General features: G+C 25.3%; 13 protein-coding genes, 1 pseudogene and 2 riboswitches. Of the genes and pseudogenes, 10 read left to right on the top strand and 4 right to left on the bottom strand.

The window, feature by feature from the left end; all coding sequences use genetic code 11:
- The first annotated feature begins 308 nt into the window (after positions 1-308).
- On the top strand, positions 309-1,745 hold the full coding sequence (gene miaB / locus KGF41_RS03380) for a tRNA (N6-isopentenyl adenosine(37)-C2)-methylthiotransferase MiaB (RefSeq protein ID WP_227841442.1): 1,437 nt from the start codon (positions 309-311) through the stop codon (positions 1,743-1,745).
- Positions 1,746-2,132: 387 nt separating this feature from the next.
- Here miaB and KGF41_RS03375 read toward each other — a convergent pair whose 3' ends face one another.
- The 3 genes from KGF41_RS03375 to KGF41_RS03365 form a co-directional block, all read right to left on the bottom strand.
- Complete coding sequence (locus KGF41_RS03375) at positions 2,133-2,471, bottom strand: DUF3784 domain-containing protein (RefSeq protein WP_227827994.1); 339 nt, start codon at positions 2,469-2,471, stop codon at positions 2,133-2,135.
- 300 nt (positions 2,472-2,771) lie between these two features.
- Positions 2,772-3,383: an NUDIX hydrolase gene (locus KGF41_RS03370; protein WP_227841444.1), complete on the bottom strand. Its 612-nt coding sequence runs from the start codon at positions 3,381-3,383 to the stop codon at positions 2,772-2,774.
- A 421-nt stretch (positions 3,384-3,804) separates the two neighbouring features.
- On the bottom strand, positions 3,805-4,431 hold the full coding sequence (locus tag KGF41_RS03365; RefSeq protein WP_227856418.1) for an amino acid racemase: 627 nt from the start codon (positions 4,429-4,431) through the stop codon (positions 3,805-3,807).
- A gap of 120 nt (positions 4,432-4,551) precedes the next feature.
- Between KGF41_RS03365 and KGF41_RS03360 the strand changes: the two genes are divergently transcribed.
- The 5 genes and pseudogenes from KGF41_RS03360 (at position 4,552) to KGF41_RS03340 (ending at position 8,148) form a co-directional block, all read left to right on the top strand.
- Positions 4,552-5,547 carry a M56 family metallopeptidase gene (locus KGF41_RS03360; RefSeq protein WP_227856360.1) on the top strand — a complete coding sequence of 332 codons (996 nt, stop codon included), beginning with the start codon at positions 4,552-4,554 and terminating at the stop codon, positions 5,545-5,547.
- Positions 5,548-5,652: 105 nt separating this feature from the next.
- A pseudogene (locus tag KGF41_RS03355) lies at positions 5,653-5,751 on the top strand (XRE family transcriptional regulator); the annotation flags it as partial.
- A gap of 197 nt (positions 5,752-5,948) precedes the next feature.
- Entirely contained in the window at positions 5,949-6,257 is a 309-nt protein-coding gene (locus tag KGF41_RS03350; RefSeq protein ID WP_227856359.1) for a hypothetical protein, read from the top strand.
- A 108-nt stretch (positions 6,258-6,365) separates the two neighbouring features.
- Positions 6,366-7,850 carry a metallophosphoesterase gene (locus tag KGF41_RS03345; protein WP_227856358.1) on the top strand — a complete coding sequence of 495 codons (1,485 nt, stop codon included), beginning with the start codon at positions 6,366-6,368 and terminating at the stop codon, positions 7,848-7,850.
- A 151-nt stretch (positions 7,851-8,001) separates the two neighbouring features.
- Complete coding sequence (locus KGF41_RS03340; RefSeq protein ID WP_227828000.1) at positions 8,002-8,148, top strand: hypothetical protein; 147 nt, start codon at positions 8,002-8,004, stop codon at positions 8,146-8,148.
- A 544-nt stretch (positions 8,149-8,692) separates the two neighbouring features.
- On the opposite strand, the gene KGF41_RS03335 is transcribed toward KGF41_RS03340, so the two are convergent.
- A complete protein-coding gene (locus tag KGF41_RS03335) occupies positions 8,693-8,869 on the bottom strand; it encodes a hypothetical protein (protein WP_227828001.1) in 177 nt (58 codons plus the stop codon).
- 53 nt (positions 8,870-8,922) lie between these two features.
- A riboswitch (cyclic di-GMP riboswitch) is annotated at positions 8,923-9,012 on the bottom strand.
- Positions 9,013-9,481: 469 nt separating this feature from the next.
- Positions 9,482-9,581, top strand: a riboswitch (TPP riboswitch).
- A 130-nt stretch (positions 9,582-9,711) separates the two neighbouring features.
- Between KGF41_RS03335 and KGF41_RS03330 the strand changes: the two genes are divergently transcribed.
- The 4 genes from KGF41_RS03330 to KGF41_RS03315 are packed head-to-tail and all read left to right on the top strand — an operon-like array spanning position 9,712 to position 12,491.
- Complete coding sequence (locus KGF41_RS03330) at positions 9,712-10,002, top strand: MTH1187 family thiamine-binding protein (RefSeq protein ID WP_227828002.1); 291 nt, start codon at positions 9,712-9,714, stop codon at positions 10,000-10,002.
- Positions 9,977-10,747, top strand: coding sequence for an ABC transporter permease (locus KGF41_RS03325; RefSeq protein WP_227828003.1), 771 nt, complete (start codon positions 9,977-9,979; stop codon positions 10,745-10,747). The genes KGF41_RS03330 and KGF41_RS03325 overlap by 26 nt, the downstream gene beginning before the upstream one ends.
- A 21-nt stretch (positions 10,748-10,768) precedes the next feature.
- The gene (locus KGF41_RS03320) at positions 10,769-11,788 is read left to right on the top strand and encodes an ABC transporter substrate-binding protein (RefSeq protein WP_227828004.1); all 1,020 of its coding nucleotides are present in this window, start codon (positions 10,769-10,771) and stop codon (positions 11,786-11,788) included.
- Positions 11,757-12,491, top strand: a complete 735-nt coding sequence (locus KGF41_RS03315; RefSeq protein WP_227828005.1) for an ABC transporter ATP-binding protein — start codon at positions 11,757-11,759, stop codon at positions 12,489-12,491. Before KGF41_RS03320 ends, KGF41_RS03315 begins: the two co-directional genes overlap by 32 nt.
- The last annotated feature ends 22 nt before the right edge of the window (positions 12,492-12,513 follow it).

Genomic DNA, 12,513 nt, shown 5'->3' with positions numbered 1-12,513 from the left:
TTTGATATGATAAAAAGTTTATTTTATAAAGACATTATGATTATTTCATTTTCTTAAATAAGATTAATTTAATATACTTGTATAGTATAAACTGAGTACATTATTAGATATCAATAGAAATATATTTTGTAGAATTGTAAATGGATTGATTTAAAATCTATTTTTATATAAAAGTAAAGTATAATCAAGGACAGCATTGAGCTGTCTTTTATTATACTTAAAACTTTAATAATACCTTTAAAAGATTTTTCTTATTTGATATAATTAAGGTTATGTGTAATATAAGAAATTAACTAGGAGGAATAGACGTGAGCAAAAGAAAACAAGTAACAATACCTATAGAGAAAATACAAGAACAAGATAAATATATAGAACAAATACACAGACAAAATGAAGAGTACTTCAACAGAACTGGAAAGAGAAAACTCGTGTTTACTCAAACCTTTGGATGTCAAATGAATGAACATGATTCAGAAAAACTTTGTTCAATGTTAGAAGAAATGGGATACCAAATGTCAATGATAGTTGAAGAAAGTGATCTAATAATATATAACACATGTGCAGTAAGAGAAAATGCAGAGCTAAAAGTGTATGGAAATTTAGGTCAGTTAAAGCATCTAAAAGGAAAAAATCCAAACATGAAAATAGCTGTGTGTGGATGTATGATGCAACAACCACATGTTGTAGAAGAACTAAGAAAAAAATACAAACATGTAGACCTTGTATTTGGAACACATAATCTATATAAATTTCCACAATTACTTACAGAATCAATAAATTCTGACAAGATGTTAGTAGATGTATGGGATGTAGATGGAGAAGTAATAGAAGGTCTTAGAAGTAATAGAAAATTTGAATTAAAAGCATTTGTAAATATAATGTATGGATGCAATAATTTCTGTACCTATTGTATAGTTCCATATACAAGAGGAAGAGAAAGAAGTAGAACACCTGAAGATATAATTAACGAGATAAAAGAGCTTGTTTCAAATGGAACAAAAGAAATAACTTTGCTTGGACAAAATGTAGACTCGTATGGAAAAACACTTGAAAATCCAGTTGCATTCTCAGAACTTTTAAGAAAAGTTAATGATATAGAAGGAATTGAAAGAGTTAGATTTATGACATCTCATCCTAAAGACATATCTGATGAGGTGATATATGCAATTAGAGATTGTGACAAGGTGTGTGAATTTTTACATTTACCAATACAATGCGGAAGTAGTAGTCTTCTAAAAAAAATGAATAGACATTATACAAAGGAATATTATCTAGAAATAATAGAAAAGGCTAAAAAAGAAGTGCCAGATATTGCTTTTTCAACAGACTTAATGATAGGTTTTCCAGGAGAAACAGAAGAAGATTTAGAAGATACTCTAGATGTGGTTGAAAAAGTTAGATATGATTCAGCATTTACATTTATTTATTCTAAGAGACAGGGAACTCCTGCTGCTAAAATGGAAAATCAGATACCAGAAGAAATAAAACATGAAAGATTTAATAGAGTATTAGAAGCAGTAAATAGAATCTCAGCAGAGATAAATGATGAATATAAAAATAGAGTAGTTGAAGTTTTGGTCGAAGGAAGAAGCAAAAATAATGAAAATAAATTTGCTGGTAGAACTAGACAAAATAAACTTGTAAATTTTGAAGGTGGAAGTGATGATTTAATTGGAAAATTAGTTATGGTTAAAATCACTGAACCTAGAACATTTTCATTGAATGGTGTACTAGTAAATGATTAATACTGTATAAAATAATAAAATTATGTAAACCAATTGAAATAGATGTACTATAAAACAAAATATATTAAATTTTTTAATTTTAAGAACATATCATATATATTATGCTAATTTCAGTTTCTATTATAAATAAAAATAAATTTGATATAGGATGTAAATTAATTGTACATCTATTTTTTATTCTATTTTATCAAAGCTTACCTAACTATATTTAGTATTTCTTTATATATACTAAAATATTATATAATAGACTATGGGCATGCAGGAAAGGCAACTATACCATTATAAGTTTATATATGTTATTTTTTATAGAGCTTTTTAAATGCTAAAATATCTAATAGACATAAAAAAGCAGTCAATCTTTCACAATTAACTGCTACTTACTAATTTTTATTTTTTACATTTCTTATTAGAGTAATAGATGTTGAAAAGCACACTAGCAAGTATAACTATTATAAATATTACAGCAAATGGAAGCATTTTTTTTTCATCCATTTGTCCACTCTCTACTCTATATCCCAAAAATGACATGATAAATAACATTATAGATACAATAAAAGTAACAATACTAGAACTTCTACATAGTTTTTTTACATCATATCGAGCTTTTTCTTTATCACTCATAGTATTATAACCTGCTAATAACATACTTGCTTTTCCATTAAATAACAATATACTTAAAATGAAAGAGGCAATTGCAATTATAACTGTGAATCCTACTGCAAACATTATAAGCACCTCCATATACTCTGATTTATCAGTTTACTTGTTTATTAATATTTTACCATAAACATACATTAAAATCATTTATTTCATATCTTAATCTTATTAGATATATTATCATACTATAATTTATTTATAGTGTGATATTAATAAATAGTGCTTAGCTTGAAATTGTATCAAAAATTGTGTAATAATAATTGAACAATAATCAAGTATAAAATATAATTTCATATCTTTTTTAGAATTTTAAATTTAGAAAATTTTAAAAACTTCGTATATAAAAATTTGAGTATTTGAATACAAGTATTATTCTGATAAGAAATTTAAAAAATTTTCTAATATCTTTGCTGTTATTCCCCAAATTACATAATCTTTATATTTATAAAATAGAACAGGATAACTTCCACTTTCAAATTTATAATCTTTTTGATTTGGAATTGAACCATATGGAAGATTTTCATCAGGAAAAACTTTGACTGTATTATTATAGGTATTTGGAGGATTTTCTAAAAGATATTTTATAGGTACCAAAAAAGTATGGTCAACTTCACCCTTATTTATATTTAAATTATTGATGTTCTTTATATATCCTAAATAGGGATGTATTATAAATTTTACAGGCGTTATAAGTAAGTCAAGACTTGCTATAACTTCTATATTGTCATTAAAAGTTCCAAGTTCCTCACATGTCTCTCTAATAACGGCTTCATAAGGAGTTTCGTTAGACTCTATTTTTCCACCTGGAAAAGAAATTTCATTGGGTTGATGCTTTAAATTTTTTGAGCGAACTTCAAATAATATATGATGTATGTTATTTATTTCTACTATTGGAATTAATACAGATGCTCTTTTCATATTTTCATAACCGTTTATATATGGTTTGTAATCTTTAAATTTATTTTTAATATTGTTTATCATTTTTTCCTCCTAAAATAATATTATTAAAAAATATAGAATTAAATTCCGACAATAACAATATATATATAATTATATTTATCTAATTCAATATATAGTAATATCTATATTATTATATAATAAATCAATAAATATATATTAACAAGTATTAACAAATACTAAAGTATTTAATTTTAGCAATGTTTAAACTAAGTTATTATAAAATAGTTTTTTGACATTCAATTGAAAAATATATTTTTACTTTAACTGACATTCATTTTTTTATTTTTACAATCTCATTTAAGGTGAATTTTACTTTAGAATCATCATCAAAAATAAAAAATTCAGTATTCATAAAAAAGTAAAGTGGTAAGATAATCTTACCACTTTACTTTTTTATGAATACTTTATCTAAAATATTTATGAATTAAAAATAGAGTGAATTCTATTTTTCTAATTCTAAATATTTCCTAATAACTGACTCTGCTAAACATTTTGACGAATCAATAATATTAATTGATGGTTGTATCTTTTCTAAGACAACATTTAAATCAGTGCAAGCAATTACTATATTTTCAATAGATTCAAATTTTACACTTTCTAGAAGTTCATTCAAAATATTGATATTTTGTGGATTATTCTTATCTGCTTTTATATTTTGGATAAGAGCATTTATCTTTTTTTGCCATTCATCTTTAAATATAAATTTATGACCAGCATCTGTTATCCCTTTTTGATAAATTTTAGATTCAAATGTTGAACTTGTTGAAAGTAGAGTTACTTTTTGTGGAGTAGAAGGTAAATCTTTAACAGTTTCTTCTACAATATTTAATAATGGAATACTTATTGATTCTTTCAATTCTTTAAAATATATATGAGCTGAGTTGCATGGCATCGCAATAAAGTTTGCCCCAACGGATTCAAGTTTTTTTAGACCCTTAATGATAGTTTTTTTCATAAGTTCATGATTTATTGGGCGGTTAATATAAAATGGAGTAGGTAAGGAATATATCATAATTTCAGGAAACTCTTCATCGTACTTCGCTCCATATTGAGACTGACATTCATCAATAATTAAATCAACAAATGGTTCTTTGTATTAAAAGAGCCATAGTTCTGTTCATATTTTTAGAGTGTTGTTTGTTTTTCAAATATTCCGCAATTCACTCTAGAATAAGGGTGGTGAAAATTTATGCTTTCGATTCTAAACGATTTTCTTAGGACAGTTTTAGTAAGTAGTTTATTTACGGTTCTATTATTAGTTTTTAGAATGACTATTTTTAAAATTTTTAGTAGAAGATTTAACTACTATATATGGTTTATTGTTATTATTAAGCTATTGTTACCATTTACATATTATACTTTTGCATTTAATGAATTTAAATATCAAGAGAATATTAATAAGGTAAATCTAGAAGGTTTTAACAATCTTTCTACTTTGTGTACTATGATTTTAGTTTCTGTTTGGGCTACTATTACAATATTTTATTTGATTTCTACTTTATGGAAATATATTGAACTTAAAAATCTGATAGATGATTTGTCTTATGAGGTTGATGACAAATACATAAACAATCTTTATAGTAATTTATTAAAAGAACTTAATATAAACAAAAATATACAAATTAAATATTCTTATGAAGTTGAAACACCCTCATTTTTTAATTCATGTATTCTTTTACCACCATATGATTATACACTAAAAGAACTGGAATGGATATTTAGACATGAGCTGATGCATTTTAAGAGTAAAGACCTTTGTATTAAATATCTAGTATTATTTTTAAAAATAGTATATTGGTTTAATCCTTTTATGTACATTATGGATAAGATTATAGATTTAGATTGTGAACTTTATTGTGATGAAAGAGTTTTAAAAAATCGTAGTATAGAAGATAAAAAAGAGTATGCTTTGACTGTTATAAATGCAATGAAAAAAGATTTAAATTCTTCAAATAAATTTGTAGCCAGATTACATAAGAAATCAGATATAAAAAAAAGAGTATCTAATATGTTTAATGAAAAAAATAGAACAGGTATTTTAATGGCAATAATTTTATGTTTATTCTCATTGATTACATATTTTAAATTTGATTCAATTGCATCAAATCCAGTTAAACATTCTTTAGAGGCTCCAATGCCAGTAAATACAGGGAAAGAAAAATCTTTTACTATAACTGTAGATTAAAAAGTTTTCAACTAATATATAAATTAATTTAATAATTTATTATAATACACTTTTTGAAAGGTTATAATGTTATAGAATACTAATAATGAAGGAGAAGTACATAGGATGAAAGAACTTGATTTCAAAGCAATAGGTCAAAGAGTAAAAATTGCAAGGATAAAGAAAAGACTAACTCAAGAAGTTGTTACAGAAAATGTAAAAATTGTTTCAATCACGCTTAGATAATGTATATTAAATAAATATTTTATTTAAAAAGCTTCTATAAGTTTAATTATTTTGGAGCTTTTTTATTGTATCAAAACAAATTTCAAATATGTCTTTAGAGATTAGTTGGATTATAACCTTTTCATTATAAAATTCACTAATATCTTTGGTACAATAGAATAAAAAGGAGACTTATTATGAAAAATTGTTTAGAGTGCAGTTATACTTTTACTATTATAGATAGATTTAAAAATATATTTACAGGAAAACTTAGATGTAAAAAATGTAATACCATATATAGAGTGAAAAGAAGTATTTATCGTTTTATATACTATTTAGTTATATATCTTTCAAGTATATTTGTTGCGCTAATTTTTACAAATTATAAAGGAATACCTTTAGGTTTTTTATCTAGATTATTAATACTTATTTTGATACTTAATTTTTTTATAATAGCATATGATTTAATTCCTCATAAATTTCAAAAATATACTAAGATAAAGTAATAAGTTTCTAGGGAACTAATAAGTCTTTTAATTGTAAGATATTTTTAATAAATTTGAAATAAATAACTGCTATACTTTATGTATATTTAGTTTTATAGGGGGGATAAAATGAATTTTAAAAATAAAGGCAAAGTATTAAGTTTATGTTTAATCTCAATTTCAATGATATTTACAGGGTGTACTAATCTTAAGGAGGAGAAAACCACTAAAATCAATATATTAGCAACTACAGACTTACATGGAGAAGTTACATATAACATAGCTGAAAAAATAAACGAAGAAAGAAAAAAAGACTCTAATATAACATTAGTAGATGCAGGAGATTTTTATGATTCAGATGGTTTAGGGGCAATGAATCAATATCTTAGTGAGGCTCGAGATGCTTACGAAAAAGATGAAGTAATTAAAAAAGAAGTACCTATAGTTAGACAAATGAGTGAAGTTAAATATGATGCAGTAGTACTTGGTAATCATGAGTTTGTTTCTAGTTCTAAAAAAAATTTAGATAAAATAATAAATGAATTTAATAGTGAAAATATAGAAGTTTTATCTGCAAATACATATAATAGTAACAGTTCAAGTTATGTTAAACCTTACACAATAAAGACAATTGAAACAAAAGATGGTGAAGTTAAGCTTGGTATACTTGGTCTTACAATCAAGGAAGTCGGAGAAGGATGGGATTTTGATGAAAACGGAAATAAAATTAAGGCTAAGTTCAGAGATTTAAAAAATATGGTTACATACCAGGATTTATATATGAATGATATAATAGAAGATGCTAAAAAATGGGTGAAGGAAATAAAAGAAAAAGAAAATCCAGATATACTATTAGCCGTAGTACATAGTGGAGAAAAACCTAAAAAGCCTAAAAATCCAGGTAATAGAATACAAGAACTAGCTAAAGAAGTTGCTGGAATTGATGCGATAGTAGCGGGCCATACTCATAAGGAAATTGAACAACATGATTATACAAATAATAAAGGTGAAAATGTAATAGTTACACAACCAGGCAGCCATAACTCTTGTATATCAAAAATAACATTTGAATTAGAAAAAGATGATAATACTTGGAAAGTACAAGATAAATATTCAAAGTTAACTAAGCTAGAAGAAGATAAAAGTTTAGAAAATTTTGGTGATTTGATAATAAATTTACATGAGTTAAATGATAAAAAGAGCGAAGTGAATTTGTCATCATTAAGTAAATTCAAATGGGACAGAGCTTATTTATTTAGCAATGATACTAGTGTTGAAAAGATGTACTATATAGTTGGCTATAAATGGAAAAATCTTATAGATATAGAAAATGATAATAGAATTAAGATGGTATTTATGAAAGATGAAAAAGTTTCCTCATATGCTTGTTTAAATGGAAAAGACTTTGGTATAGACTTAAAAGTAGATAAATCTAAGTATCAAGATGGTGTACTAGAGATACTACCTAAAAAGAATGATAAATTTGAAATAAAGAAAAATAGTGAAGGATATGATATTCAGTTAGTGTATAAAGAACAACCAGCAGTTAAATTTAGTTTTTATTGTATTTTAAATGAAAGTAATGCCCTTAAAATCCAAATAAATGGATTTTAAGGGCATTTTTACTAGATATCTTTAAATAAGTCTTTAGATGCTAGTATTCCTTGTGAGTGTATACAAAAACATCTACTTTAGTGTACGATTTGATTAATACAGGTTATTTTAATATAATATAGATAAATAGGAATTTGAAGGAGTAAAAGATATGAAAAATGAAAGTATAAGTTATTTGGGATTAGGATTATGCTTTGGTGTTATTTTAGGTTCAGTATTTAAAAATTTATCTATTGGCTTATCCCTTGGGTTACTTATTGGAGTAGTGTTAGATAGTAAGAAAAACAAAAATAAATAAAATTTCTATAGTAGAGTATATCTAAAAGTAAGAATTTGTATTGTGGTATTAAATTAGGCTACAATCTATCTAAAACTATTTAAATTAGTATCCAAGCTGTACAAGAAATAAAAAATACATTTTTATATAATTTATCTGTATTAAAACAATAAGTCTTAAAATTTAGTTTATGGATTATACTTAGAAAAAAAGCCTTTAGAATCCAAATAAATACATTCTAAGGGTTTTTATTAGATATTTTTAAATAAAAATAAGTTTTTAGAAACTAGTTCAAATTTATCTTTTAAAAACGATTGAACCTTCAATTAAATGTATATGAACTAATTTCCAAAACTTCTCTACATAATTGATTGAGAAGTTCTTCTAGTGTTTCTGCTTTACCTTTACTTGCTAATTTTTTATTAATGCCATCTTGAACGTATAACTGTATAAATTTATATTCAAATTTTTTCATTTGCTATCTTCTTTTTAATCAATTTTCTATTAACAATACATTTAAAATGTAGATAAAACTAAAAAGGGTTTTCTAGAAAATAAAATCCATTTAATTATACTTACTTACCAATACCATTACTTGATGTAAACAAGATTCCACAACATTTTCACCATACTCTAGTATAAAATCGTTTAACTGCGTATCTATAAAATTACAGTAATCATATGAACTGCATATATAGGCAGTTAGTATATGTGTACATCTATCTACTTTATTCATAAACATATATTATTTATCCCCCTAAAAAACTTTCATAAAAAACAAAAAGAAAATATCTTTTTGGCAACTGGCTGACATAACTTATTTTATAAGTGTTAGTCCCTATAGCTTTGCGTCACTAAATTTCTCTAGTTTTGCCTATTTAGTTTTATTCTACGATTATAATATTACAGGAAAACGTTTTGTTTTTCAATATATAAACTAAAAAAATTAAATATAAAAGTTATTTTGTCCTTTAAAAATAAAACATACAAGTAAATTATGTAATAAAGCTTATTGTGTAAAAGGAACTGTAAATTTATATTATTAATTTATTTGAATTATATTGATGAAGTAACACAAACTTAATCAACAAGAAGTGGTCAATATATTAAAAAGAGTATAGATAATCAATATATGTGTATAAAAATCTATTATATCAAAAATAATAGTATCGACAGAATAAAGTTATAGTAAGTAAAAGAGGGTTACTGAAATTTTAAAAAATTAGTGAGGATAAAGATAATAAATCATAAACTATTATATAGTTTTGTAAATTTTAATACAGATAAAATATATAATATAAATAAAAAATTTGTTAAAATATAATAAGTGTAGTATAATCAAGTAGAAAAGATATAATATATTTCGGGGAGCTAATATGCTGAGAGGAGATTTTATCTCGACCCTTTGAACCTGTTTGGATAATGCCAGTGTAGGGAGACCAGTAAAGATAAAAATAAGTCTTATCCTATTTTGGATAAGACTTTTATTTTATTTAAATATACTATGTTTTTATCTATTAAATATTTTAATAAAAAACAAAATATACCTAGTAGGTATTAATTATTTTAAAAGGAGTGATTTAAATGGTAATTGCAGACATAGCAGTAATGCCACTAAGACCTTACAAAGGTGAAGAAGAAATGTATAAAGTAGTAGATGCTTGTATAGCAGAAATTGAAAACAGCGGTCTTAAATGTGAAATAGGAGCAATGAGTACTACTGTTGAAGGTGATTTTGATGAAGTTTTTGAACTCCTAAAAAAAGTGCATAAAATCCCTTTTAATCTTGGATGTGAAAGAGTTATAACAGTAGCTAGAGTAGATGAAAAAGCTGGGGGTTTAACTATAGATGAGAAACTTAGAAATCATAGATAAAGTCAAAAATAGTATATATCCAATAGCAACATTTTTGTTTATACTTATTTTTTGGCAATCTGTGGTAGAAGTTTTAAAGGTTCCTCAATATATACTACCTACACCAATAGATATAATTAATGTATTTTTTAAAGATTATCAAAATTTATCCATGCATGCCATGGTTACTATAGGGGAAGCAATATTTGGATTTATAGTTGCAATAATAATATCTTTAATAATTGGAATATTAATGGATTTTGTATTGATAATAAAAAAATGTCTTTATCCTATTATGTTAGTGACTCAAATGATACCTACAATAATAATAGCTCCACTTTTTATGATTTGGTTTGGCTTTGGGACAATGCCAAAAATATTGATGGTAACGCTTACTTGTTTTTTTCCTATATTAATAAGTTTTGTAGATGGTATTGAGAATATTGATAAAGATTATTTAAATTTGTTTAAGACTATGAATTCAAATAAGATTAATACTTTTATTCATCTTAAATTTCCTATGTCAATGGATAAATTTTTTTCTGGACTTAAAATATCGGCTACTTATGCTGTAATGGCAGCAACTGTTGCAGAGTGGTTAGGTGGAACTAAAGGTCTTGGTGTTTATATGCTAAGGTCAAAAAGTGCATATGCACTTGATAAAGTATTTGCATCTACTATATTAGTAGTTATATTTAGTTTAATATTTGTAGGAATTGTACAAGCTATAAAAAAAGTTGTTATAAAACATAGATTAGAAGATTAAATGTATTTGAGGGAGGATATTATGAATTTCAAAAAATTAGGAATATTAGGTTTAGTAAGTGCTCTTATATTAGCAACAATAACTGGATGTTCTTCTGGAAATAATAGTGATAAAGACAAAAAAAATAGTAAAGATACTTCTTCTAAAAAAGTGACTTTTGTACTTGATTGGACACCAAATACGAATCATACTGGATTATTTGTGGCACTTGATAAAGGTTACTATAAAGAAGAAGGCTTGGATGTTGAAATAGTACAACCACCTGAAAGTGGAGCTGAGACTTTAGTAGCAACAGGAAAAGCTGACTTTGGTATAAGTTATCAAGAGCAAGTCACTTATGCAAAAACTAGTGAAGACCCACTTCCAATAAAAGCTGTGGCGACTGTTATACAACACAATACTTCTGGATTTGCATCTCCAAAAGAAAAAAATATAACTACAGCAAAAGATTTTGAAGGAAAAACTTATGGAGGCTGGGGTTCTCCATCAGAAGAAGCTGTTTTCAAAGCAGTTATGAATAAAAATGGAGCTGACTTTAATAAATTAAAAATAGTTAATACTGGTCAAGATGATTTCTTTGCAGCTATGAAAACTGTAGATTTTGCATGGATATTTGAAGGTTGGGATGTAGTTAAAGCTAATTTAATTGATTATGATTTAAACTTTATACCAGTAAAAGACTTAGATGAAAGATTAGACTATTATACACCACTTATAATTTCTAATGATACTGTGCTTAAAGACAACCCAGAACTTGCTAAGAAATTCTTAAAAGCTACAACAAAAGGTTATGAATATGCAATAAAAAACCCTGAAGATGCTGCAAAAATTTTAGTAAAGCATGCTCCTGAAGTAGATGAAAAATTAGCAATAAAGAGTCAAGAATACTTAGCAAGTAAATATAAAGATGATGCACCAAGATGGGGCGAAATGAAAGATAGTGTATGGAATAACTATACATCATTCTTAAAAGAATATAAATTAATAGATAAGGATATGAAGGCAAGTGATGCTTACACAAATGAATTCTTACCACAATAAAAAAGCAAAAATATCTATAGAAAATGTATCAAAGACATATAAAGATGTAGATGTTTTAAAAGATATAAGTATTGATGTTTATGAAGGCGAATTTGTTTCTATATTGGGGCCAAGCGGATGTGGAAAAAGTACTATCTTTAACATCATAACTCAATTGACAGACTATAATAGTGGTATGGTAAACATAAATGGTAATTATAGTTACATGTATCAAAAAGATTTACTTTTACCATATAAAACTATAATAGATAATGTATCTCTTCCACTGGTACTAAAAAAAGAAAAAAAGGGCAAAGCTAGGTCTATGGTAAAACACTATTTTGAGGTTTTTGGTTTGGAAGGATATGAGTATAAATATCCAGCAGAACTTTCCGGAGGTATGAGACAAAGAGCTAATTTTTTGAGGACTTTTATAAATTCTAATGACATAATGCTTTTAGATGAACCTTTTGGTGCACTCGATTCATTAACTAAAACATCTATGCAAAAATGGCTTTTAGATGTTAAGAAAAAAGTAAATTCAACGATACTTCTTATAACTCATGATATTGATGAAGCTATAATGTTATCAAATAGAATCTATGTTATCTCAAAAAAACCATCAATAGTAAAAAAAGAATTTATCATAGATAATAGAAATATAAATGAAGATAATCTTGAAAATGTTATTAAACTGAAAAAAGAGATAATATCTTTATTATAAAATTCTATACGTTTTTACTTAG

It is taken from the genome of Clostridioides sp. ZZV14-6150 (assembly GCF_020657875.1).
Classification (GTDB): Bacteria; Bacillota; Clostridia; order Peptostreptococcales; family Peptostreptococcaceae; genus Clostridioides.
This window is presented reverse-complemented; position numbering and strand designations above follow the sequence as displayed.

Coding starts and splice junctions, on each gene's coding strand:
- KGF41_RS03370 (WP_227841444.1), bottom strand. CDS start 3,383: ATGATAAACAATATTAAAAATAAATTTAAAGATTACAAACCATATATA.
- KGF41_RS03335 (WP_227828001.1), bottom strand. CDS start 8,869: ATGTTTATGAATAAAGTAGATAGATGTACACATATACTAACTGCCTAT.
- KGF41_RS03350 (WP_227856359.1), top strand. CDS start 5,949: ATGAAAAATTGTTTAGAGTGCAGTTATACTTTTACTATTATAGATAGA.
- KGF41_RS03325 (WP_227828003.1), top strand. CDS start 9,977: ATGAGAAACTTAGAAATCATAGATAAAGTCAAAAATAGTATATATCCA.
- KGF41_RS03340 (WP_227828000.1), top strand. CDS start 8,002: ATGAAAAATGAAAGTATAAGTTATTTGGGATTAGGATTATGCTTTGGT.
- KGF41_RS03320 (WP_227828004.1), top strand. CDS start 10,769: ATGAATTTCAAAAAATTAGGAATATTAGGTTTAGTAAGTGCTCTTATA.
- KGF41_RS03360 (WP_227856360.1), top strand. CDS start 4,552: ATGCTTTCGATTCTAAACGATTTTCTTAGGACAGTTTTAGTAAGTAGT.
- KGF41_RS03315 (WP_227828005.1), top strand. CDS start 11,757: ATGCTTACACAAATGAATTCTTACCACAATAAAAAAGCAAAAATATCT.
- KGF41_RS03375 (WP_227827994.1), bottom strand. CDS start 2,471: ATGTTTGCAGTAGGATTCACAGTTATAATTGCAATTGCCTCTTTCATT.
- KGF41_RS03330 (WP_227828002.1), top strand. CDS start 9,712: ATGGTAATTGCAGACATAGCAGTAATGCCACTAAGACCTTACAAAGGT.
- KGF41_RS03345 (WP_227856358.1), top strand. CDS start 6,366: ATGAATTTTAAAAATAAAGGCAAAGTATTAAGTTTATGTTTAATCTCA.